The 20,526-nt window shown below is 40.5% G+C and carries 16 protein-coding genes; 8 read left to right on the top strand and 8 right to left on the bottom strand.

Going from position 1 to position 20,526, the window contains the following annotated elements:
• The first annotated feature begins 79 nt into the window (after positions 1 to 79).
• Together B0I26_RS18980 and B0I26_RS10015 are read left to right on the top strand one after the other, a co-directional pair.
• Positions 80 to 259 carry an NlpC/P60 family protein gene (locus B0I26_RS18980; protein ID WP_111645309.1) on the top strand — a complete coding sequence of 60 codons (180 nt, stop codon included), beginning with the start codon at positions 80 to 82 and terminating at the stop codon, positions 257 to 259.
• 459 nt (positions 260 to 718) lie between these two features.
• Positions 719 to 1,165, top strand: coding sequence for a C40 family peptidase (locus B0I26_RS10015; protein WP_111645308.1), 447 nt, complete (start codon positions 719 to 721; stop codon positions 1,163 to 1,165).
• 149 nt (positions 1,166 to 1,314) lie between these two features.
• On the opposite strand, the gene B0I26_RS10010 is transcribed toward B0I26_RS10015, so the two are convergent.
• Entirely contained in the window at positions 1,315 to 2,085 is a 771-nt protein-coding gene (locus B0I26_RS10010; protein WP_111645307.1) for a YkgJ family cysteine cluster protein, read from the bottom strand.
• A gap of 161 nt (positions 2,086 to 2,246) precedes the next feature.
• On the opposite strand from B0I26_RS10010, the gene mreBH reads away from it, so the two are divergent.
• The gene (gene mreBH / locus B0I26_RS10005; RefSeq protein ID WP_111645360.1) at positions 2,247 to 3,254 is read left to right on the top strand and encodes a rod-share determining protein MreBH; all 1,008 of its coding nucleotides are present in this window, start codon (positions 2,247 to 2,249) and stop codon (positions 3,252 to 3,254) included.
• 175 nt (positions 3,255 to 3,429) lie between these two features.
• On the opposite strand, the gene B0I26_RS10000 is transcribed toward mreBH, so the two are convergent.
• The 3 genes from B0I26_RS10000 to B0I26_RS09990 all read right to left on the bottom strand — a co-directional run bounded on the left by B0I26_RS10000 (position 3,430) and on the right by B0I26_RS09990 (position 8,063).
• Positions 3,430 to 4,776, bottom strand: coding sequence for a (Fe-S)-binding protein (locus tag B0I26_RS10000; RefSeq protein WP_111645306.1), 1,347 nt, complete (start codon positions 4,774 to 4,776; stop codon positions 3,430 to 3,432).
• Positions 4,773 to 6,185: a glycolate oxidase subunit GlcD gene (gene glcD / locus B0I26_RS09995; RefSeq protein ID WP_111645305.1), complete on the bottom strand. Its 1,413-nt coding sequence runs from the start codon at positions 6,183 to 6,185 to the stop codon at positions 4,773 to 4,775. Before glcD ends, B0I26_RS10000 begins: the two co-directional genes overlap by 4 nt.
• A gap of 195 nt (positions 6,186 to 6,380) precedes the next feature.
• Positions 6,381 to 8,063 carry an L-lactate permease gene (locus B0I26_RS09990; protein ID WP_111645304.1) on the bottom strand — a complete coding sequence of 561 codons (1,683 nt, stop codon included), beginning with the start codon at positions 8,061 to 8,063 and terminating at the stop codon, positions 6,381 to 6,383.
• A 344-nt stretch (positions 8,064 to 8,407) separates the two neighbouring features.
• Between B0I26_RS09990 and B0I26_RS09985 the strand changes: the two genes are divergently transcribed.
• The 4 genes from B0I26_RS09985 to B0I26_RS09970 all read left to right on the top strand — a co-directional run bounded on the left by B0I26_RS09985 (position 8,408) and on the right by B0I26_RS09970 (position 12,235).
• Complete coding sequence (locus B0I26_RS09985; RefSeq protein ID WP_111645303.1) at positions 8,408 to 9,118, top strand: FadR/GntR family transcriptional regulator; 711 nt, start codon at positions 8,408 to 8,410, stop codon at positions 9,116 to 9,118.
• Positions 9,119 to 9,346: 228 nt separating this feature from the next.
• A complete protein-coding gene (locus tag B0I26_RS09980; RefSeq protein WP_111645302.1) occupies positions 9,347 to 10,063 on the top strand; it encodes a (Fe-S)-binding protein in 717 nt (238 codons plus the stop codon).
• Between the two features lie 22 nt (positions 10,064 to 10,085).
• Positions 10,086 to 11,516, top strand: a complete 1,431-nt coding sequence (locus tag B0I26_RS09975) for a LutB/LldF family L-lactate oxidation iron-sulfur protein (RefSeq protein ID WP_111645301.1) — start codon at positions 10,086 to 10,088, stop codon at positions 11,514 to 11,516.
• Complete coding sequence (locus B0I26_RS09970) at positions 11,513 to 12,235, top strand: LutC/YkgG family protein (RefSeq protein ID WP_111645300.1); 723 nt, start codon at positions 11,513 to 11,515, stop codon at positions 12,233 to 12,235. The genes B0I26_RS09975 and B0I26_RS09970 overlap by 4 nt, the downstream gene beginning before the upstream one ends.
• Before the next feature lie 140 nt (positions 12,236 to 12,375).
• Here the strand turns inward: B0I26_RS09970 and B0I26_RS09965 are convergent, their stop codons facing one another.
• From B0I26_RS09965 to B0I26_RS09955, 3 genes are all read right to left on the bottom strand, one after another.
• On the bottom strand, positions 12,376 to 13,308 hold the full coding sequence (locus B0I26_RS09965; protein ID WP_111645299.1) for a D-2-hydroxyacid dehydrogenase: 933 nt from the start codon (positions 13,306 to 13,308) through the stop codon (positions 12,376 to 12,378).
• A 98-nt stretch (positions 13,309 to 13,406) separates the two neighbouring features.
• Positions 13,407 to 14,111: a TerC family protein gene (locus B0I26_RS09960; protein WP_111645298.1), complete on the bottom strand. Its 705-nt coding sequence runs from the start codon at positions 14,109 to 14,111 to the stop codon at positions 13,407 to 13,409.
• 146 nt (positions 14,112 to 14,257) lie between these two features.
• Positions 14,258 to 15,598 carry a D-serine ammonia-lyase gene (locus B0I26_RS09955; RefSeq protein WP_146612806.1) on the bottom strand — a complete coding sequence of 447 codons (1,341 nt, stop codon included), beginning with the start codon at positions 15,596 to 15,598 and terminating at the stop codon, positions 14,258 to 14,260.
• Positions 15,599 to 16,346: 748 nt separating this feature from the next.
• Between B0I26_RS09955 and B0I26_RS09950 the strand changes: the two genes are divergently transcribed.
• Positions 16,347 to 19,874, top strand: coding sequence for a PAS domain S-box protein (locus B0I26_RS09950; RefSeq protein WP_111645297.1), 3,528 nt, complete (start codon positions 16,347 to 16,349; stop codon positions 19,872 to 19,874).
• Between the two features lie 161 nt (positions 19,875 to 20,035).
• Here B0I26_RS09950 and B0I26_RS09945 read toward each other — a convergent pair whose 3' ends face one another.
• A complete protein-coding gene (locus tag B0I26_RS09945; RefSeq protein ID WP_111645296.1) occupies positions 20,036 to 20,476 on the bottom strand; it encodes a DUF2935 domain-containing protein in 441 nt (146 codons plus the stop codon).
• Between the last annotated feature and the right edge of the window lie 50 nt (positions 20,477 to 20,526).

The raw sequence follows: 20,526 nt of genomic DNA, 5'->3' as shown, positions 1-20,526 counted from the left end.
GTTTTTTTTACAATAAACAAATAGAGACGGGAGTGCAACCTTTTTTGCATCGCTCCATCATTATTCGCTGCGCTTTTATATGTTTGCAGTATTATTTGCAAGATTTTTTAACACATACAAAAAAGGTACATCACACATGTCCATTTATATTGGCAATCATTTAATGATTCACGCTACATCTAAAGGTAAAGGAGTTAAAACCGCTCATTTCAACAGCGTTTATTGGAAACTAAAATTTATTAATGCGAACCAAATTTAAAAAGAATTAAAAAAACACACTCTCTATCCATTCTGTTGGTCATACTCAAAATGTAGAAAGCTTTTTATTTGCAAAAAAATACCCTCCTAAGTTTCGGAGGGTTTGATATATATTCATAGGGGATTGGGGGAATACTTGGAAATTTCTACGTTACCATCCTGTCCGTAATCATCAATTTTTATACAAAATCCCGAAAAAAATTTTTCTTTCAATGAACGAAAAGAAAAACAGTCTTTACTTTGTTATTTTACAACAACCATCTTATCTCTCATTAATCAGATCATCCCTTACCCTTTTCTCCCAAACCGGAAACATGATCTCGTTTGATTACCAGATTATAATCTTTAAATTTTGTAAACCTTTTGTAACACTATTTAATTCAACTGTAACAAAATTTCGACAATCTTTTTGTTATACTTAACCTGTCGGCAAACAGGAAACTATGCGGAGGTTATACCAATGAAAAAAACAATGCTCATGACGTTGCTATCATTAGCGCTAATCGTCAATTTTAGCATAGTGATCCCTACTAAAACTGAAGCTGCTTCTGTTTCCCGATTAATTACAGAAGCAAAAAGGCTTATCGGTACTCCTTACAAGTGGGGTGGCACAACACCAAAAGGATTTGATTGCTCCGGTTTCGTTTACTATACGCATAAAAAAATCGGCAAAACTCTTCCACGCACAGCTGCACAAATGTATCAAAAAGGTAAAAAGGTATATAAATCGAACTTGCGTATTGGCGATTTGCTCTTCTTTAGTACCTATAAAAAAGGTGCTTCTCACGTTGCCATTTATATTGGAAACAATCAATTTATCCATGCCACATCATCAAAGGGCGTAAAAATTGATAAAATGAGCAATTCATATTGGAAAAAGAAATTTATTGGCGCAAAACGCTTGTAATTCAATGACCCTGAGGCTGTCCCAAAAACCCCAGGGTCAGACCCTGCAACACAACGTAAAAGACACTGCCGTCGATAAAAGATTATGAAATGTATGTGGGGCGGACAATTATGGTCAGCCTTTCATTTTACAAATCATTGTTTCCGTTTTTAATCAATGAATTTATTGCAATGTGCTCCATTTTTCTGCATTTCTTGCTGCAAAAGAACAGGCAAATAATCGAGTGTAAACACGTCATCGGGATAATCGAAGTCCAATTCTTCACCGTTGTAAAGAAGCTCTTGAATCAGCTCATTGAGCGCCTGCATGTAATACTCATAGAAAAATTCATAGCTGAACGGTTCGTCTGGAATGTAAGAATCAGCGCAGGCACGCGGATTGCCATAATTTAAATACGTACGGCAAGGAATCGGACGCACTTCATACACTTTACACGTGTTAGTCCGTAAATCAAGAAACGGGCATGGCACTTGTTCAGCAATATACTTCTCTTTAAAATGGGGATCATTCGTAAAATCAAGCGCACATACCTTTGATAATATCGTTTGATTTTGCTGAAAGTACGCACGCAAATGGTTAATAATATGTTCACGTTCTTTTGCTGGTAAACCATCAATATATGCTTTAATCAATTTCGCTTCCAGCTTTGTGGTAATAATCGGAAAGTAACAGCAGCAAGCACAGCCTTTTGCACATGTCGGACGAATGTTCACATTTTGTTCGATTTTATCAATTTCTGAATCAACGAGTTTTAAAAGCTCTCGAAAAGCTTTAAGTATAAATTGCAAAGGTGTTTTTTCATCGTATTGCTCTAATAGCTCGTCCACTTTTTCCACAAACGGCTCATCATCAGGAAGATACCTCTCGTTAATTTGTTTGCATATTTTCACGATGTCATCATATGTTAAATGTGCTTTCAATCTGCTTCACCCCTAATGGTACAGTCACCTTTCACCTATTTTATCATAACAATGAGCCGCCTGATCTAGTAAATTCCATAAGATCCACCCCCATAAATCACTAATTAAATGAAGAAGAGATATGAGGAGGTTTAAACTAAAATAAGGTTGGTGAAAAAATGATGTTCACGAATCCGGAAATTGGAATTGATTTAGGAACGATGAACGTTTTAGTATACAGTAAAAACAAAGGAATCATTGTGAATGAGCCATCTGTTGTGGCGATTCATACGGAGACAAATGATGTATTAGCCGTGGGCTCCGAGGCAAAAATGATGATTGGAAAAACGCCGGGAAAAGTCGAGACAATTCGTCCATTAAAACATGGAGTCATTGCTGATTTTGACAAAACAACGGATATGTTGAAGCAAATAATAAAATTGGCAAGTAAAAAATCAGGTTTTTCCCTTAAAAAACCTAATGTAGTTATAAGTACGCCGTATCATTCTACTTCCGTAGAACGCCGCTCGATTCATGAAGCAGTAAAAAGCTGTGGCGCTAAGAACGTCTATTTGATCGAAGAACCAGTGGCTGCTGCGATCGGCGCTGATTTGCCTGTCGATGAGCCGGTGGCAAACGTGATTGTTAATATTGGCGGAGGCAAAACGGAAACAGCGATTATTTCACTCGGCGGCGTGGTAGCATGTCATTCGATTCGCATTGGCGGCGACCAGCTTGATGAAGATATTATCCAATATGTGCGTAAAAAATATAACTTACTCATCGGTGAGCTCACGGCCGAACAAGTCAAAATCGAAATCGGTTATGCACCGATCAAGCATGAAGAAAGAACAATGGATGTTCATGGCCGCGATTTAGTCACGGGTTTTCTAAAAGCGATCACATTAACCTCAACAGAAATACAAGAAGCGATAGCGGAATCACTTCAGCAAATTCTTGGCTCAGTGCGCGCAGCTTTAGAAGATTGTCCAGCAGAATTAAGCGGTGACATCATTGAGCGCGGCATTATTCTCACTGGCGGAGGCGCTCTTCTAAACGGGATGCAAGAGTGGCTAAGCAAAGAAGTGTTCGTTCCGGTCCATCTCGCACCAAACCCGCTGGAATCGGTTGCGATCGGTACAGGGCGTTCATTAAGCGTTATTCATAAGCTCATGAAAATAGCCCTGTAAAACGAAGAAACTCGTAAAAAACAGGGCTGACCCCAAAATGTCTGACTTTAGGCGTCCTTATCTAACGTTATGTACCATATATGCATGGTTGTGAGTCTGACACTTTGCTTTTTTTGGGTCAGCCCTTGTTTTTATTGGACAAAATAAAAAATTTTCTAATATGCTCAATCGTTGACTATTGTTGATCGGCTGTGAAGCCACTGGCGTCAGCTGCTTCAAGAAGGAGTTCAACGATATGAACAGCACGAACGCGATCAGATAACCCTTCCCTTTCAATGCCAAGCTTCATTTGCAGCAAACAGCCCGGGTTTGCAGTAACAATGGTCGTTGCTTTTGTTTCCTTTACCTGCTCCATTTTATAGTCGAGAATTTGCATTGACATCTCCGGCTCGACAATGTTATAAATTCCCGCTGAACCGCAGCAGCGGTCCGCCTCCTTCATTTCACGAAATTCGATGCCTTCAATCGATTGCAGCAAAATTCTCGGAGCTGATGCTGTCTTCATCACATTGCGTAAATGGCACGAATCCTGATATGTCACGACTTGGGACGGGAGCTTCAACCCTTTTTTATGGAAGTCTAGCTCCACTAAAATCGCAGAAATATCTTTTATTTTTTCCGTAAATGCTTTAGCGCGCGCAGCCCAATCCGGATCATCTTTTAATAAATGATCATACTCAATTAAGAAAGCGCCGCAACCTCCAGCATTCGTAATAATATAATCGACATTTAATCCTTCAAATGCTTCAATGTTGCGTTTGGCTAACTCTTTTGCCTGATTTTTTTCCCCGCTATGACCATGCAGTGCCCCACAGCATGTTTGCTGAGGAGGAATCACGATTTCGCATCCTGCCAGCTGCAGTAATTTCATCGTAGCATCATTCGTTTCCATAAACATCGTATCCATTAAACAGCCGGAAAAAAAAGCAACACGACGCTTTGTTTTTCCCTGTGCCGGCAAATGATTTGGACGATGCTTCATTTCCTTCAAAGTCGGGACTTTTGGCAATATCTTTTCCATTTCTTTCAATTGAGCAGGCAATAAATTTAACAACCCGGTATTACGGACAACTCGCTGCAAGCCGGAACGTTGATAAAAGCTGATAAGTCCTGTTATTGTGCGCATTCGATGGGGATGTGGAAACAGCTCTTCAAATACTGCCTTGCGAAGAAGGCGAACAGGCAATGAATGTTTTTTGTTTTTCTGAATAATGTCGCGCGCCTCTTCAAGTAAATGTCCGTAGTTAACTCCAGACGGACAGACAGGCTCACAGGCGCGGCATCCTAAACACATATTCAGCGTCCGCTCTACATCTTCGTCCGGTTCAATGAGACCATCAACCACTGCCTTCATTAAAGCAATGCGCCCCCGCGGCGAATGCGCCTCTTGAAAACCAGATTCGATATATGTCGGACACGTCGGGAGGCAAAAGCCGCAGCGCATGCAGTTCATTAGCTCATCTTCATTCATTCGTTCTTTAAATTGCTGCTGTATTACATTCCGCTCTTTTGTTGTTGTCATCTTGTTATCACCACTCGTTTTCTCGTACTTTTTGCAAATACTTTTCCAGGATTCATAATATTATTCGGATCAAGCGCATTTTTAATTGCTTTCATCGCTGCAATTCCTTCACGGCCAAGCTTCCATTCCAAATAAGGAGCTTTCATCACTCCAACTCCATGTTCACCCGTAATCGTACCGCCAAGTTCAATTGCCTTCGCAAAAATTTCCTCAAACGCTTTTTCGACGCGTTCAATTTCCTCACGGTCGCGGGCATCAGTCGGACAAGTCGGGTGAAGATTTCCATCACCGGCATGACCGAAAGTGCAAATTTTCACATTATACTTTTCGGCAATCTCGTTAATCACTTTCACCATTTTCGCAATCTCTGAACGCGGTACTGTCGCATCCTCTAAAATCGTTGTTGGTTTCAAACGTGCTAATGCCGAAAGTGCCGAACGTCTCGCTGTGCGCAATGCGTCTGCTTCAGCTTCGGATTGAGCCACTTGCACTGAGACTGCTTGTTCCTCCTTACAAATCTCCGCCATTTTCTTCATATCGCGTTCCACTACTTCACTCGGCCCGTCCTGCTCAATAAGAAGAACAGCTTTTACGTCTGTCGGCAGGCCGATTTGTGCATAGGCTTCAACCACTTCAAGCGTCGGCTGGTCAAGAAATTCAAGCGTCGTCGGAATAATTTTGTTGGCAATAATTTTAGAAACAGAGCGCGCGGCTGCTTCTAAATCTTGATAAAGAGCAAGCATTGTTTTTTTCGTCTCCGGCATCGGAATCAGTTTTAACGTTGCTTCTGTAATAATTCCAAGCGTACCTTCAGAACCGACAAATAAACGGGTTAAGTCATAGCCGGCAACGTCCTTTGCTAATTTTCCGCCTGTACGAATCACATCTCCGTTTGCTAAAACAACTTCCAACGCCATGACATAATCGCGGGTCACACCATATTTTAATCCGCGCAAACCGCCAGAGTTTTCATTAATGTTTCCGCCAATCGTGGAAATTTTCATCGAGCTCGGATCAGGCGGATAAAAAAGTCCCTTTGCTTCTACCGCCTTAATTAAATCGAGCGTAACAACACCCGGCTGAACGGTCACTGTTAAATTTTCCTCATCAATTTCTAAAATTTTGTTCATATGTTTGAAAATAAGCACGATGCCGCCTTCCGTCGGACATGTGCCCGCACAAAGATTTGTGCCTGAACCCCTTGGCACAATTGGAATACGGTATTCATTGCAAATTTTTACAATCTCTGAAACTTCTTTTGTATTTCTCGGTGCAATGACCGCATCAGGAAGCGACTGAAACTGCGGTGTTGCATCGTATGAGTAAACAAGTCTTCCCGCTTTCGAGTCATCATAGTTTTCTATCCCAACAATGCTGATAAGTTTTTGCTTTGCTTCATTCGAAATCAACCGTTCTCATCCTTTCTGTCACTTGTTATCATAGTATAGTTCTATTTTTGTAAAGAGGAAAAGGGACTAAATCACTAAGAGGCTGTCCAAAAAGTCCAGGGTCAGACCCCACAACACAATACTATATTGTGAAACGCGCGTGAGGTCAGACCCTTAATGAGACAGCCTTATCATGACGGTCCCTTTCTCAACTATTTATGGAATCATCCATGATAAAACGTTAGATTGCAGGAATGTGAGAATACCAATCAAAAAGATTAGGAAAATACTATGTTTAATTGTAAAGCGGAACAAATCTGATTCTTTTCCTGCTAAACCTACAGCAGCGCAGGCAACGGCAATCGATTGCGGCGAGATCATTTTCCCAGTTACTCCGCCAGACGAGTTCGCAGCAAGTGCCAGTACCGGATCCATTCCGACTGATGTTGCCGTAACTTTTTGAAGATTACCAAATAACAGGTTAGAAGATGTATCTGACCCTGTGATAAATACTCCTAACCAACCAAGGAATGGTGAGAAGAACGGGAATAACACGCCTGTTTTTGCCAATGCCATTCCAAGTGTCGTACTCATCCCTGAAGCATTTGTTACATAGGCGAATCCGACTACCGCTCCAATCGTGATGATTGGAAACTTTAATTCTTTTAAGGTTTCAGCAAATGTTGCCATCCAATCTTTCCAAGAAATTTTTACAATAAATTTTGTCACGACGGCTGCCAGCAAAATCGCTGTACCCGCAGCACCTAATAATTCCAGTTTATAGACAGCTGCGATAGGTTGTCCGCTTGCATTCATAATTTTATTGTTTAATCCAGGTACTTCAGGCATAAACGTCAATTGATGGCCAAGTACATTGATTAATTTTAATAAACCGTTTGTTCCCTCATAATGCCCCGTCAAAGCTGCTTTAATTGCCGGAATCCCCCAAATCGAAATAAATGCCGTTAATACTAAGAATGGTGACCATGCTTTAAACACTTCGCCTTTTGTATGCGCAGCTTGCTTTGCTGAAGCAGCCGCCGCTACTTCGGAATAGGCTTCAGACTGAAAACGGAAAATAGATTTAGGTTTCCAAAACTTCAAGAAAATTGCCAATGCAGCCAATGAAACGAGTGCTGATAAAATATCAGGCAACTCAGGACCTAAAAAGTTTGAGCTCAAATATTGCGTTAATGCAAAGGAAATACCTGATACTAAAATAGCCGGCAATACTTCCATCGCCTTTTTAAATCCAGCCATAATAACAACTAGATAAAACGGAATGAATATAGATAAAAACGGTAATTGGCGGCCGACCATTTTTGAGATTTCCATCGCCGGAACTCCTGTCGGTCCTTCCATCGCAGTAATCGGAATACCGATCGCACCGAATGCCACCGGAGCCGTATTCGCAATTAAACAAATTCCTGCTGCATATAAAGGATTAAAACCTAATCCAACAAGTAAAGCTGCTGAAATGGCTACAGGAGCTCCAAATCCAGCTGCCCCCTCCAAGAAAGCGCCAAATGAGAACGCTACCAATAATGCCTGTAAACGCCGGTCTTCGGTAATCGATAAGACCGAGTTGCGGATAATATCAAATTGTCCGGTTTTCACCGTTAACTTATATAAAAATACAGATGTAATAATAATCCAGCCGATTGGCAATATCCCGTAAACAGCACCTTGACTTACCGACATGACTGCCATTCCAACCGGCATTTTATAAACGGCTACAACGACGGCCAGCGCAACAAGCAATGTCGTAAGTCCGGCCATATATCCTTGCATTCGCTTGATTGCCAGCGCCCAGAAGAAATATAAAATCGGAATAAGTGCTACTAAAGCAGATAAGGCAAGATTATCCCCAACAGGTGTAAAATTTTGTGTCCACGTCATTGTGTGAGCCCCTCCCATCACTCTAAAATTGAAAAATACAGAAATCCTCTAATGAAAACGTAACTGAATCCCCCTCCCTTAAGAAACCGTTTTCATTCATGCGCAAAATGATTCACCCCGTGAATATGATAAGGTCATCTGATGACCTAATGATAAAATGACCTTGATGCCTCAAATTATATGATTGATTTGAGAAAAAAACAATACTAAAAATGAAATTTTTTGAACATTTTGTATTATTCACAGAAACACACAGCCGTTATGAAACATTTTCATGGCGTTCCGTTCTATGTATAATTAAGTATGATTAAATTGTTTGAGTTTTTCCTATAGAGGTGAACACATTGGAATATAAACAAATTAAGCCTAAAAAAATATATGAAGAAGTGGCAGAAGCCATTTTTGAAATGATTAAAACTGGCGTACTAAAACCTGGTGATAAATTAGACTCTGTACAACAGCTTTCAGAAAATTTTAACGTCGGACGTGCAGCCATTCGTGAAGCATTAAGCGCTCTTAGAGCAATGGGACTAATCGAAATGAAACAAGGTGAAGGCACATACGTCCGCGAATTTGATCCGACAATGCTTTCCCTTCCAATTTCGCTTGCTGTACTTATGAATAAAGAACACATCGCTTATTTATTGGAAGTTCGCAAATTGCTGGAAGTAGGAGCCGCTGGGATTGCCGCCCGGAAAAGAACGGAAAAAGATTTACAATCGATGGAACACGCCCTCGACCAAATGCGGGAAGGACTTGGAGACGAAGAACTTGGAGAAAAAGCGGATCTTCTATTTCATATGGCTGTTGCTGCCGCATCGCAAAATCCAATTTTAGTTAGTTTAATGAACAATGTATCAGGAATGATGGTTGAAACGATGCGGGAAACACGGAGAATCTGGCTATTTTCCAAACAAGCGACAAGCGAGCAGCTGCTTGAAGATCATATTCGAATTTTCGAAGCGATTAAAGAGCAAAACGCCGTTCTGGCGCAAGAGCGAATGCGTGAACACTTAGGAAACGTTGAAAAAGTATTAGCAAAATATATTCAATAAAACGCAAAGGAAGCTGACCTATAAGCATCTGACCTCACATACATTTTACAAATGTTTGGCTGAAACTTTAGCTTTTAGGTCAGCTGCTTTTTTATACAAAATTTTATTAAAGTTCCAAAAAATTTAGTATAATATTACACGAGTCATCTGATGACCTGTTGACTGATTAGTTATTTATCGGTAAAGTGAAAAAGAAAACGTTTTCTTCCGTAGAGAGGGGAATTCTCAATGAAAGTCACGTTATTTGTTACATGTTTAGTCGATTTATTTCATACGAACGTTGGAAAAGCAACAGTAGAATTGCTTGAACGGTTAGGGTGTGAAATTGAATTTCCAGAAGCACAAACGTGCTGCGGTCAGCCAGCTTACAACAGCGGCTACGTAAAAGAAGCAAAAGAAGCAATGAAACATATGATTCGTACGTTTGAACACGCGGAATATATCGTCACCCCTTCCGGTTCTTGTGCAACAATGTTTAAAGAGTATCCGCATATTTTTAAAGGGGATCCGGAATGGGAACCGCGGGCAAAAGCATTAGCAGACAAAACATATGAATTGACACAATTTATCGTCGATGTGTTAAAAATCGAAAATGTCGGAGCGAAATTAAAAGGGCGGGCCACTTATCATACATCATGTCATATGACTCGTTTGCTCGGAGTAAAAGATGCGCCTATGAAACTATTAAAAAATGTTGACGGCTTAGAGTTTGTTCCGCTGCCAAACTCGCACAACTGCTGTGGTTTCGGCGGTACATTCTCCGTCAAAATGGGACCGATTTCCGAACAAATGGTCGACGAAAAGATTCATCATATTGAAGAAGTCAATGCGGATTATTTAATCGGTGCAGACTGCGGCTGTTTAATGAACATCGGCGGACGGATTGAACGCCAAGGAAAACCAATTAAAGTCATGCATATCGCTGAAGTATTAAACAGCCGTTAATGGAAGAAAGGGGTGACTGTCAATGCCAATGAAAATCGGCACAGGTGAGTTTAAAGAGCGTGTAGACAAAGGGATTCATAATTCATTTATGCGCGGCGCAGTAGCCGGCGCTCAAGAACGCCTGAGAACAAGACGTTTAGAAGCAGCTGAAGAGCTTGGAAATTGGGAAGAATGGCGGGCATTAGGCGAAGAAATTCGCAAACATACATTAGAGAATCTTGATTATTATTTATGGCAATTAAGCGAAAATGTCGCCAAACGCGGCGGGCATGTTTTCTTTGCACAAACAGCGGAGGAAGCAAACGAATACATTCGTGATGTCGTCGTCAAAAAGAACGCCAAAAAAATTGTCAAATCGAAATCGATGGTGACGGAAGAGATTAATTTAAATCCTGTTTTAGAAGCAGCTGGATGCGAAGTAATCGAAACCGACCTTGGCGAATACATTTTACAAATTGATGATCATGATCCGCCATCACATATTGTTGCTCCGGCACTTCATAAAAATAAGGAGCAAATTCGCGACGTTTTTAAAGCAAAACTAAATTACAAAAAGACGGAAAATCCGGAAGAATTAGCCTTGCACGCACGCCATACATTGCGGCAAGCCTATTTAACAGCAGATGTCGGCATTACCGGATGCAATTTTGCCATCGCTGAATCCGGCTCTATTACTCTTGTAACAAATGAAGGAAACGCTGATTTAGTCACAGCTCTACCAAAAACACAAATTACCGTCATGGGAATGGAGCGCATCGTTCCGACATTTGAAGAAATGGAAGTTCTTGTTAGTTTATTAACTCGCAGTGCTGTTGGACAAAAATTAACAAGCTATATTACTGTGCTTACGGGTCCGCGCGATCAAGGAGATGTGGACGGCCCCGAGGAGTTTCATCTAGTTATTGTCGACAATGGACGGTCAAACATTCTCGGTACGGAATTCCAGTCTGTATTGCAATGTATTCGCTGTGCTGCGTGCGTCAACGTTTGCCCGGTATATCGCCATATTGGCGGGCATTCGTACGGTTCGATTTATTCCGGACCAATCGGCGCGGTTCTTTCTCCATTGCTGGGAGGATATGATGATTATAAGGAACTGCCATATGCATCCACATTATGCGCAGCCTGTACGGAAGCATGCCCTGTAAAAATTCCGCTTCATGAATTGCTGCATAAACATCGCCAAGTGATTGTAGAGCGGGAAGGAAAAGCACCGATTTCCGAAAAGTTGGCGATGAAAGCATTCGGTTTAGGCGCTGCTTCGTCAGCCCTTTACAAATTAGGCTCAAAATTGGCACCAAGTGCGATGAATCCATTTACAGTGAATAATCGCATTTCAAATGGTCCCGGCCCGTTAAAAGCGTGGACGGAGATTCGTGAATTCCCAGCGCCGGGAAAAGAGAGATTTCGTGATTGGTTTCACAATCGCCAGAAAGGAGATCATCAATCATGACGACGGGTACCATTCATCATCGCGACAAATTTTTGCAAACAATCGCCAAAAAACTGGGACGTAATCAGCGCACAACAGGTGTGACACGTCCTCATTGGAAGCATCAGCCGCAATGGTCTGTATTTAAAGGATTCAGCCAGGATGATTTAATAGAAGCATTCAAATCACAATGTTCCCGCATTCATACAGATGTAGTCGAAACGACAGCAGACCAGCTCGCGGCAGCATTAAAGCAAGTCGTTGCGGGCTACGGCGGCGGTCCTGTCGTTACTTGGGATGATCCGCGTTTTGTCGAATATGGATTATCCCCGCTTTTGCAGGAGGAATGGCCAAGTGAAAAGATAGATGTCCATGTATGGAATGCTGCCATCGGGCAAAAAAACATCGAATTTGCCGAAAAAGCGAATGTCGGCATTACGTTTAGCGATATAACACTTGCTGAATCCGGCACCGTTGTCCTCTTCAGCAGCAGCGGCAAAGGACGCACGGTCAGTTTTTTGCCGCAAACCTATGTGGCGATTGTTCCGAAAAGCACCTTTGTTCCGCGCATGACACAGGCAGCTGTGTTTATCCATGAACGAATTGAAAAAGGGGAGCCAATCCCGTCCTGCATCAACTTTATTACAGGACCAAGCAACTCGGCAGATATTGAAATGAACTTAGTTGTTGGTGTACACGGACCGATCAAAGCAACGTACATTATTGTAAAAGACCGTTAAGCAATAAAACAGCGGCTGTCTCATAATAGTCTGACCTCACGTGCGTTTCACAATATATCGTTCATTTATGCAATATTATGAGTCTGGTGTGGGGTCTGACCCTTGACTTTTGAGGCAGCCTCTCGTTTTTTCTAGCTGCTTTAATATCCTTTTAACACATCGACTTTATTAACGATTGGTTTATTTTCTTCGATATTTTTAAGAGTCGTTAAAAAACATTGTACCGCTTCCTCAGGCGACGTTAATGCCGATATATGCGGAGTGATGATGACGTTAGGATGCTGCCATAATGGCGAGTCGATGGCTAAAGGTTCTTTCGCAAATACATCTAATACAGCAAGGCGAACGTGCCGTTTTTCTAAGGATCTCAACAACGCTTCATCATCGACTGTCGCTCCTCTTCCAACGTTAATAAATCCTGCATTTTGCAGACAGCAAAAAAACTCATCATTAAAAAGCATATATGTTTCTTTTGTCAACGGGAGAGTATTAATGACCCAATCCGCTTTCACCAGCACATCAGCTGCCCGAGATACAGAAACCACTTGCGAAAAATACGGCTTTGCTGTTCCACTTCGTGAAACACCAATTGGCTTTACGCCAAGCGAAACCAAGTTTTTTGCCACCTCTTGTCCAATTGTCCCTGTTCCGTATATCACAATGTTTTGCGCCTGGATGGACTTTGGAGTCACCTGCTTCCATTGTCTTTTTGACTGATACCATGCGTACACATCGTGACATTGTAAATCACGCAATATATAGCTTAAACAATACTCACTAATCTTTTGGCCAAACGAACAAACCGTCCGGGTAAGCAGAACATCTTCTTTCCACTCTCTATTAAACAAAAAGCTGTCCACACCTGCTCCTAATGAATGCACCCACTTTATATTGCCAAATTGAAAATTTTCGGTTGGCCGAAAGCCGACATAGACATCCGCCCATAGCAAATCTTCACGAGAAACCTCACTTTCCGGTAAAAAACGAAAGTCTTTATCTATTTTTTCTTTTAATAAAATGTGCGCCATTTCTTGATAGATCCGCCCTGTGACTAATATGTTTTGTACTTCCACTCTTTTCCCCCCTAATAAATATATCTTACTGTTAACTTTACTTCCTCTCCAATAGAAAAAGCCCCATCCTTTCTTACGATGGAGCATTGCTATAAAGTCTAAACTATGATTTGTTTTTTGTTCTCTGTTTCCATTTTTTTATTTTTTATATATCCGGCAGCTAATACGAGAATCGTCAAGCCAGCAATGACGGCGTACATCACCGGGCCGTGAGAGATATGCAAAAAGTTCATGAGATGCTTGTCTTTCATCATCATTTCCCCGGCTGTCCAAGCAAGAATGGCAGAACCGACATAGGCAATCCATGCATACTTCTCCATCATTCTCACAATGGCCTTGGAACCAAAAATCATAATTGGAATACTTACCGCCACCCCAAAAGCAATCATCCCAATATGCCCGTCCGATGCACCGGCAACAGCTACCACATTGTCTAGGCTCATGACTGCATCGGCTAAAATGATCGTCCAAATCGCTTTAAAAAGCCGGTCGTGCGACTGAATATTCGCCTCTTCCTCGTTTTCAACAAGAACTTTATAGGCAATCCATAACAGCAACAAGCCGCCAATGAGATTGACAAACGGAATTTTCAATAAAAACACGATAATAGCCGCAAATAAAATCCGTAAGATGACCGCACCTGCCGTGCCCCAAAATATCGCTTTATTTTGCTGGTGCTTTGGCAGCCGTCTTGTCGCCATCGCAATGACAACCGCATTATCTCCGGATAAAATAATATCAATCGCAATAATTTTTAACAGCGCAATGAGTGCCCCAGAAGAAAAAGCAAAGCCTAATTCCATTTTTATTCCCCTTCTCCTATAAACATTTGCGTCAATATATTTCTTATCTTATCTTAACTTAGCCTTATCAGCAACGATACATCGTTTAAATGAATCGTAGAAATATATGTAATACCTACAAATTCCTCTTTATTTTTCAATATTTTTTAAAAGTTTACTGCTTTTTGATAATATGCCTCCATTTCCTCTTTAGGCACAAGGCTCCCACCCGTGGCCCAGCATATATGGGTGGCATTTTTCACCGGAAGTTCATGCTGCTCCATATACGTCTTCCCTTCAGCGAGCAGCTGCACAGGTCCATAAACACCTGCAAGTGCCGACGGCTCTAAAGCGATTCCTTCTACATCTTTCATCCGTTTTAATAACATAAATAATCTATCATCATTCATTGTATAAATGCCGCTCACTAGTTTTTCCATTGTTTTTCCCACAAATTTAGATGGCCGCCCAACCGCAAGACCGTCTGCTTCCGTTTTGTTATCAATCCCGAAATCATGAACGGAAACTTTGTCATGCAGCTGTGTCATCATTCCTAATAACATGCAAGGAGAATGAGTCGGTTCAGCAAAAAAGCAGTGGACATCATCTTGAAATAATAATTTAAGTCCAAACGTAATGCCGCCGGGCGCACCTCCGACGCCACATGGGAGATAGACAAATAACGGATGATCTTTATCAACAACAATCTTTTTTTCTTCCAATTGCTTCTTTAAACGAAAAGCAGCAACCGCGTACCCCATAAATAAATGCGGAGAGTTTTCATCGTCAATAAAATAGTTATTCGGGTCTTTTTCTGCTTCTTTCCGTCCCATTTCTACCGCATAGCTGTAATCGGAATGATGCTCAATCACATTCACTCCGTTGCTTCTTAGCAGCTCCTTTTTCCATTGTTTTGCATCTGCCGACATATGTACGTTGACACGAAAACCGAGTTTAGCGCTAATCATGCCAATACTTAATCCAAGATTTCCGGTAGACCCGACTGTAATCGAATATTGCGAAAAAAATGCGCGAAACTTATCGCTGGCAAGAATGGAGTAATCGTCTTCCAGTGACAGTAATCCATGCTCCAGCGCAAGCTCTTCGGCATGTTTCAGAACTTCATAAATTCCGCCTCTTGCTTTAATTGAACCGGCGATGGGCAGATGGCTGTCACATTTTAACAAGAGTTTTCCTTGGATAGGTAGTTGAAACATGGAAGCCAATTCTTTCTTCATGTTTTCAATTTCTATAAGCGGCGACTCAATGATTCCTTCTGAATGTTTTGTTTCCGGAAAAACCGTTGCGATAAACGGGGCAAAACGTTTCCATCTCTGTTCCGCTTCACGCACATCCCCTTCATCAAAAGGTAATTCCTTCGCCATGTTGGTCCATCTCGTATAGTTTGGATTCAGCCAAAACACTTCCTCCGTCGACATCATTTTTTCTAAAAGCGGATACATATGCAGCCACTCTGTTAATGGCTTTCCATGAATAAGCTGACTCATTATAAACACTCCCAACCAAGTCGATTTTTGCTTCTCACATTATTTTTTCTGCAACAATTTAAAAAATTATGAAATCTTTTTATATATCATACAACAAAACAAGACTACCTCTAGCCATCATTTTAGCACGACTTTTAGCAACTTTTTTATTTTTTATTGTGTGATTTCAAATGTGAATTAAGCTTCCAAAATACCGTCTACGTTAATTTAAAAAAATAAAAAGAAGACCTATCATCTACGAATCGGTCTCCCAATTATAATGCTGTTTGAATTTTTCTCTTCCGCAAGTAAACTTGTTAGCTTGGCAGCATCCTCTATGAACAAAGAAATTGAACAGCCCTTCAAGGTTATCGACTAATGGCGGGTGACCTGTGTTAGGCAATACCGTTTTTCTCTTTGGACAATATAAACTAATCCGAGCGTGCTTGCAATGATGATAAAAGCCGGCACAACGATATTAAGGAGTTCATCCCCCAGAACTACTCCTATCTTACATTATTATAATATAATTTTGTTTTTTATTGCATACAAAATCACTTTTCCTTATCAATCTCTTCATTATTTTCATAATCAAGCTTGTATGACGAGTTTTAAATATAATAAAATATTACTTATTTTTCGACATTTCGTGACAATTATCGGACATTTGATGACAAAATCATTGTTTCTTTTCGTTCCAGAGACATATAATAGATTTGTTATTTATTGATCCATATATCCTTACTTATTAGGTGGTGTTATCATAGAAGTGTTTCAACTCCATTTTGAACCAGCTGTTGTTATTTTATCCATTGTGATTTCTATGTTAGGTTCATATACCTCGCTGCAATTAGCAGCTAGGTTACATGAGCAACAGCGAAAATGGAACACGTTAATCATCAGCGCCTTTTGCATGGGACTTGGAGTTTGGTCCATGCATTTTACCGGCATGCTTTCTATGAAACTAAACAGCAGCATTCATTCATATGATTGGTTTCTAACGCTTTTTTCGTTCATCTCTGCTGTTATCGGCAGCATTCTCGCCTATTCTTATATGTGTTTGCAGAAAAACTTGCCATATCGTTACATTGTAAGCGGCTTATTACTAGGGATTAGCGTTGTTGTTATGCATTATACGGGCATGAAAGCGATGGAAAGCCATTTCATTGTTACTTATAAAACTTCTTGGCTCGCTGCATCGATTGGAATTAGTATTCTTTTAGCGATTCTTTCGATGTATGTATTTCAATACGTGCAAACAAAACATAAGTTCACCAATACAATAAAATTAATAGCCGCTGTCATCATCGGATTGGCCACATCAGGGATCCATTATACAGCGATGATGGCAACAAACTTTGTGCAGCGTCCTGCTTTTTATCATGGCGGCATTGGAATCAGCCAAAAAGAAATTCTCGCCTTCGTTGCGGGGAGCACCGTCTTCTTTCTAGGACTGATTCTTATTCGCTCATTTATTGAAGAAAGCGAACGCACAAGACAGCTGAAGATTCAAGAAGCGAAGTATCAATCTCTTTTCTTTAATAATCCTGACTGTATTATTTCCTTTGATGCAGCAGGAAATTTTATAGACTGTAATGGCAAGTTTGAAACAATTCTTGGATATAACATTTCTGATTTAAGCGAAAAAAATTTTTTATCGTATATAAAAGAAGAAGACCGAGAAATCGCATGGAAAAACTTTCAAGACGCTCTTAAAGGCATAGGAAACGAAGGAATCGTTAAAGCGATCCATAAAGACGGCCAAACAAAAGTTCTTAAAATTAAACATATCCCGATTTATATCGATGATAAAATAGAAGAAATTTATTTAGTTATTCAAGATATAACCGAAACATATACGATAGCTGAGGACTTGCGCCGGACACATGAAAAACTTCAGTCATTTTTTCAAAGCACGGCCGACGCGATTAACATTACTGACTTAAACAGTGTGATCCAATATGTAAACCCGGCATTTGAAGCGATGTTTGGCTGGACGAAAGAGGAACTAATCGGAAAAAAACTTCCGATTATCCCTTCTTCATGGAGAGAAATGAGTAATATTCTTGAAAGAAAACTTTTAAATGGCGAGCATATTACGAATGTAGAAACGAAACTGCAGCGAAAAGATGGGAGGCTCATCGATGTGAGCTTCTCAATATCGCCGCTAAAAAATGACAAAGGCGGCATTGAAGGATTCGTTGCGATTACGAGAGATATTAGCGAGCAAAAACAATTTGCGAAAACCTTGCAGGAAAACAGGGAAAAATATAAGCTCGTTACCGAGAATATGAGCGATTTAGTCAGTTTATTAAACGTTGAAGGTGTTTTCGAATACGTCTCTCCTTCTTTTGAAAAAATATTGGGATATCCGAGCCACGTTCTGCAAGGGAAATCAGCTTTTGAACTCATTCATCCAAATGATTTTGACCGAATCACGAATTTGTTTAACGAATTAACAAAAACAAAGAAAGCGGTAACTGTACGCTTTCGTTACCGGCATCGTAACGATGACTACATTATTACTGAATCACATGCCGTTCCTCTTTTGGACGAAAAGGGAAACCTAAAGCATGTATTAGTGACGTCAAAGGATATCGGTGAAAAGGTAAAAGCGGAACAGGCACTGCAGGAGAGCGAACAAAAATTCCGTTTAATCACCGAACATTCATCAGATTTAATTCGTATTATAGACGAAGCTGGAGTCATTAAATATGCATCTCCATCCCATAAAACGATTTTAGGATATGAACCGGAAGAACTGGAAGGGAAATCGTTATTTGCCATTCTCCATCCTGACGATGTTCCCTTCGTTCAAAAAAGACTGCGTTATAAAAAGAAAGAACATGATTCATTGGAATATCGAGTCAGGACGAAACAAGGAAATTATGTTTGGATCGAATCGCATACTTCATCGATATTTGATGAAAACGGCCAATTCCTCCATTATATTTTTGTAGGACGGGATATTTCCGAGCGGAAAGCATATGAAGAAAAACTAGAACAAATGGCATTTTATGATGCGCTGACAGGAGTAGCGAACCGAAGATTTTTCCAAGAACAGTTAGTCAAGCAAATTGAACAAGCGAAACAAAATAATACCCGCTTTGCCTTAATGTATTTAGACTGTGACCGCTTTAAATGGGTGAATGATGCGTTCGGACATGATGTCGGCGACGAACTTTTGCGAAACTTTGCCGCACGATTAAAAACATGCTTATCAAAATCCGACATCATCGGCCGTTGGGGCGGCGATGAATTCGCTGTTCTTTTATCCCGTGTCCAATCAAAAGAAGAAGCAGCGAGAGTGGCGCAGCAAATTATTCAAAGCATGCAAATTCCATGGAATATTAAAAATCATGAATTTATCTTGACTTCTTCGATTGGAATTGCCTTTTATCCGGAAGATGGTCAAACGGTCGAAGAGCTTCTTTCTCATGGCGACCAGGCACTATATCAAGCAAAAACCGAAGGGAGAAACAAGTTTTATTTTTATGAAAAAACGTTAACAGAACATATGCAACGGTTAATCTTGCTGGAAAACCATTTAAAACAAGCGCTGGAGCAAAACGCATTCCATTTAGTCTATCAGCCGCAAATCGAACTGGCAACAGGACAACTAATTGGCGTCGAAGCGTTGCTGCGCTATACTCATCCAACTTTAGGAGCTGTATCGCCGATAGAGTTTATTCCTATTTGCGAACGGTTAAATATGATTGATGAAATAACCGAATGGGTTTTGCAAGAAGCGGCTAGACAGCTTAAAGATTGGAAAGAAAAAGGACTCCATATTCGAATGGCTGTGAATATCTCGCCATTAAACCTTGAAAATAAAACGTTTATTAACAAGCTCATCTCTATTTTTGAAAAAAATCATTGTGATTTACATGACCTTGAACTAGAGTTAACAGAAACAGCATTGGCTAAAAGCATCGAAGAAGTAAGTAAAGTGCTGGAGAAATTAAGGGAAATCGGCGTTCGCATCGCTTTGGACGATTTCGGTTCAGGTTATTCTTCGTTAGTATATTTCAAAGATTTCCCTATTGACAAAATTAAAGTTGACCGCTCATTTGTAAAAGAAATTCCGAAAAAAGAACGGGACATTGCGATTCTTGATAGCATCATTTTATTGTCAAAAAGGCTAGGAATCGAAGTGATTTGTGAAGGAGTCGAAACAGAAGAACAGGCTTCTTATTTACAAATGCTCGGCTGCGAATTTGCCCAAGGATATTACTTCAGCCGCCCTCTGACAAAAAAAGAATTAGAAAACAAATATATCACAACAAACATAAAATAACCGAAGCAAAATGGGCTGGTCATAAGTGTCTGACCTCACGCGTATTTCACAATATATCGTTCATTACTTGTATTGTGGGGTCTGACACTTTTTTGGATCAGCCTCCTTTTATTATATCGAGAATCCTCCTGCTTCAGCGCTCAAAGAGTGTATCCATTTCCTCAACATGATGTATGCTGTGTACGATACAACAATGTTTGGGCAATCCCGACAAAATATTCCGACTCACGGATGATATGATTTAATACGACCTTGGCAGTTGGATTTTTACTTACTGCCTCGCTTTCTGTTTTTATTTGTTGGCATAGCTTGATAAAATCTAAACTTTGTTGCAAGCAGTAGGATATAAGTTGCAAAACTTGTTGATACAGCTGAGCGGGAATATAATAAGAGGACCGAATGAGCGATTCAATATAACGAACGACTTGTTGATGTGTCGCAGAAAGAACCTCTTCCCATTTTTTCAACGCTTCGACGAACGGTTCTTCCAAACCGGCGACAAGCTCGCGAATCACCACCGTATGTTCTTCTTCTTGATGTTTCCAAAACTCCGCTTCATCCAACATTCTTAACGGCATTTGCTCACCATAATAAAATTGCATTGTTATCTTCTCCTAGTTTTTTATTTCAATATATGGACCTGAAAAACGAA

The organism is Paranoxybacillus vitaminiphilus (assembly GCF_003259935.1).
GTDB classification, from domain to species: domain Bacteria; phylum Bacillota; class Bacilli; order Bacillales; family Anoxybacillaceae; genus Paranoxybacillus; species Paranoxybacillus vitaminiphilus.
This window is presented reverse-complemented; position numbering and strand designations above follow the sequence as displayed.

Excerpts from the sequence above, each read along its gene's own strand:
- B0I26_RS09975 (WP_111645301.1), top strand. The coding sequence starts at position 10,086 with ATGCCAATGAAAATCGGCACAGGTGAGTTTAAAGAGCGTGTAGACAAA.
- B0I26_RS09955 (WP_146612806.1), bottom strand. The coding sequence starts at position 15,598 with ATGAGTCAGCTTATTCATGGAAAGCCATTAACAGAGTGGCTGCATATG.
- B0I26_RS09980 (WP_111645302.1), top strand. The coding sequence starts at position 9,347 with ATGAAAGTCACGTTATTTGTTACATGTTTAGTCGATTTATTTCATACG.
- mreBH (WP_111645360.1), top strand. The coding sequence starts at position 2,247 with ATGTTCACGAATCCGGAAATTGGAATTGATTTAGGAACGATGAACGTT.
- B0I26_RS09960 (WP_111645298.1), bottom strand. The coding sequence starts at position 14,111 with ATGGAATTAGGCTTTGCTTTTTCTTCTGGGGCACTCATTGCGCTGTTA.
- B0I26_RS09990 (WP_111645304.1), bottom strand. The coding sequence starts at position 8,063 with ATGACGTGGACACAAAATTTTACACCTGTTGGGGATAATCTTGCCTTA.
- B0I26_RS18980 (WP_111645309.1), top strand. The coding sequence starts at position 80 with ATGTTTGCAGTATTATTTGCAAGATTTTTTAACACATACAAAAAAGGT.
- B0I26_RS09945 (WP_111645296.1), bottom strand. The coding sequence starts at position 20,476 with ATGCAATTTTATTATGGTGAGCAAATGCCGTTAAGAATGTTGGATGAA.
- B0I26_RS09970 (WP_111645300.1), top strand. The coding sequence starts at position 11,513 with ATGACGACGGGTACCATTCATCATCGCGACAAATTTTTGCAAACAATC.
- B0I26_RS10000 (WP_111645306.1), bottom strand. The coding sequence starts at position 4,776 with ATGACAACAACAAAAGAGCGGAATGTAATACAGCAGCAATTTAAAGAA.
- B0I26_RS10015 (WP_111645308.1), top strand. The coding sequence starts at position 719 with ATGAAAAAAACAATGCTCATGACGTTGCTATCATTAGCGCTAATCGTC.